Origin of the sequence: Pseudomonas sp. 5P_5.1_Bac1, from assembly GCF_025466015.1 — a bacterium.
Taxonomy (GTDB): Bacteria; Pseudomonadota; Gammaproteobacteria; order Pseudomonadales; family Pseudomonadaceae; genus Aquipseudomonas.
The window spans coordinates 1-2,351 of record NZ_JANLNX010000099.1 but is presented as its reverse complement, the minus strand read 5'-3'; the positions used below and the strand labels follow the sequence as shown (position 1 = coordinate 2,351).

4 protein-coding genes are annotated in these 2,351 nt (G+C 46.1%); all 4 read right to left on the bottom strand.

Features of this window, described 5'->3' with window-relative positions; all coding sequences use genetic code 11:
* Positions 1 to 18: 18 nt before the first annotated feature.
* A complete protein-coding gene (locus NTD82_RS21635) occupies positions 19 to 222 on the bottom strand; it encodes a hypothetical protein (protein ID WP_262130164.1) in 204 nt (67 codons plus the stop codon).
* A gap of 178 nt (positions 223 to 400) precedes the next feature.
* Positions 401 to 868 (bottom strand): hypothetical protein, encoded by a 468-nt coding sequence (locus NTD82_RS21630; protein ID WP_262130165.1) that lies wholly within the window; start codon positions 866 to 868, stop codon positions 401 to 403.
* Between the two features lie 682 nt (positions 869 to 1,550).
* The gene (locus tag NTD82_RS21620) at positions 1,551 to 1,871 is read right to left on the bottom strand and encodes a hypothetical protein (protein WP_262130163.1); all 321 of its coding nucleotides are present in this window, start codon (positions 1,869 to 1,871) and stop codon (positions 1,551 to 1,553) included.
* Positions 1,868 to 2,351: hypothetical protein (locus NTD82_RS21615; RefSeq protein WP_262130162.1), on the bottom strand; the 484-nt coding region annotated here is incomplete at its 5' end. The genes NTD82_RS21615 and NTD82_RS21620, both read right to left, overlap by 4 nt.

Here is a 2,351-nt window from a genome sequence, read left to right as displayed (position 1 = left end):
GCTCGATGAATTAACTTACTAAACTATCCACTCCACCTCAAAATCAACTAGCTGAGCCTGAAGTCCTGCCTCATGTTCGAACCAGTAGTCAAGCCCTTCAACATCACTTTTCTTCAAGTAAAGATAATACCCGCCAGTGTCGCCATCACGGTCGTCCGCAACAACAATTTCCCAGCCAGAATATTCGCCAGTGACAACAATACCCTTCCGAGCGATAGACATATCCTAGTCTGCATAGGGAACATGATTATTAGAAATATATTTTCCAGTCACAGGATCTTTAACTCCGAAATGTACATGCGGAACTCCCGGAGCGTGCGCAAAAGGGGACAGATTTATTTTTTTATTTTTTATTCAGCTAAAAATAAATCTGTCCCCTTTTCTGTCCGCTTTTGCACCATTAGATCATGTTGAGCTCTCGCAATCTTTTCTCACTCACAAACTCCAACTCTCCACCACCCACCTTAGAACCATCTGAATAAGTGGAGTGACCACAGACGTTACACTGATAAGCAAGCAACCCGTTATATTTACCGACAAAAATACGCATCCCGTCGGATTGACACCTAGGGCATTGTCTATCGGTCTCGACAGTCACCAACGCTTCCATTGTGTCACGTAAAAATCTGGCAATAAGCTCTGCTTCATTAGCTTGATACCCAAAAATCACTTTCTTTAAATGAGCTATATCGCCAGGTAGAAATGACGAAAATTCAACCGGCATCAAATTCTCATCAATATGCGAAAACTCATCAATCCCATAGGTCGAAAACGGCTCAACCGTGAAGTATTTGTAGTTATCTCTAATCCACAAAAGAATCACCCCAAGAGCCTCCCTTAAAGATGAATTCTCATCCAGCAGTGTCATAGCCAATTGAAGTTCACGCCACACATACACAGGGAGAGTTCGCATTAGTTCACTGCCTTAGCTGGGAAAGCCGTTATCAAGTTACCCGCCTTATCGGTAAATACTTTTATCACAGAGGTAGGAACACCTCCATCTTTCAGCGTAGTAGTTCCGATGACTCTGCCCGTATCAACGGTCCTTACAAATTGACCATCTGGTAGCGCAGTAACAGGTGACTTTACGACTGGGCTACTCTGAAGAACCCCCTTCAATTCATTTGGGCTAATAGTAAACACAGAGCGGGAATTGGAGACTTCTACGTCGAAATGACCTTTCACAACGTGATCAAAGCCCGCAGATACAGGTTTTCCAGTATCACGGAGCGGGGTAGTTTCCGTGCGCCCATTGGCAATATTTATACGAGATTGCACTCGACCGGGCACAGGTATTGAAGCTTCACCTGCGGCTTTTGCACCAACAGTATCACCCGACGCGAATTTCGTTGTCTACACGCGCAACGCCAGACAGGACGCGGCCTGCGAGCCGGTCGGCCCAGCCGATTCGCGGTCGCTGAACAAAACCACCCCGACGCGGGTTTTCAGTCAGTCACGGCCCGACCTAAATCAATCGCAAATAAAGAGTCCCTAATGGTTCGGTGGCGCAGCCATCGGAAGGCAAGGCGCGAAAGCCCCTCCACGACACATCAAAAAATCTCGTGCCTAAGCAAACTAAATCCCCCCTCTACTTTTAGTGCATCCATTAACTCAAGAGAGCGATTTGTTGCGTTTATATAAAATAGAATCGGGTAATCCGAAAATGCTTGCTCTATAGGTTCACCATCAAAAGGGTCAATATTATTTTTCAGAACAAAGTGCTCCGAACTATTGTCACCATGAAGGTAATAAATGCCTCCATGATAAGTACTGTCTCTTTCTTCAAGTGAAATTCCTGCAAGTTCTTCTACCTGTGCCCTTGCCAAAACAAGGCTCAAACATTTCGTTCCATACAAATCATAAGTCTTCATTTTGGTAGCACTACGCTTGGTGCTCGGCTTGTAGCTGCGGCCGAAGAGTCATAAATCATAAAGTTAACCTCACGACCTGCTTGTGAGCTTAACTCGCTAGCTAGGTCCTGCAATCCGAGAGCTTGCAAATCTCTTGCACTCAATGGGCCAGTGCGCGTTCCGCCACTTCTAACCCCGATGCCTAAAGATTGAGCACGCTGTAACAGCTCTGGACTTGCCAGTGCCACATCGAAATCGCTAACCCTTCCTGCATCAAATGCTTGTCCAGTTTTGAAACTTTGCCCTGTTACGGCGCTTCCTTGAAGAATGGGCTCTACATCTCCATAACCCGCACGGGATAAGCCATCCCTCATATCCGTACCAAAACGTGCAAAGTCATCTGCGCTTGAAAAACCACTAGGAATTACTGCCTCTTTTGCACCGCCTTCGAAATAATCCGGAGGCAACCTACAAGGCCCAGTATTGTGTACCCAAGTCTTG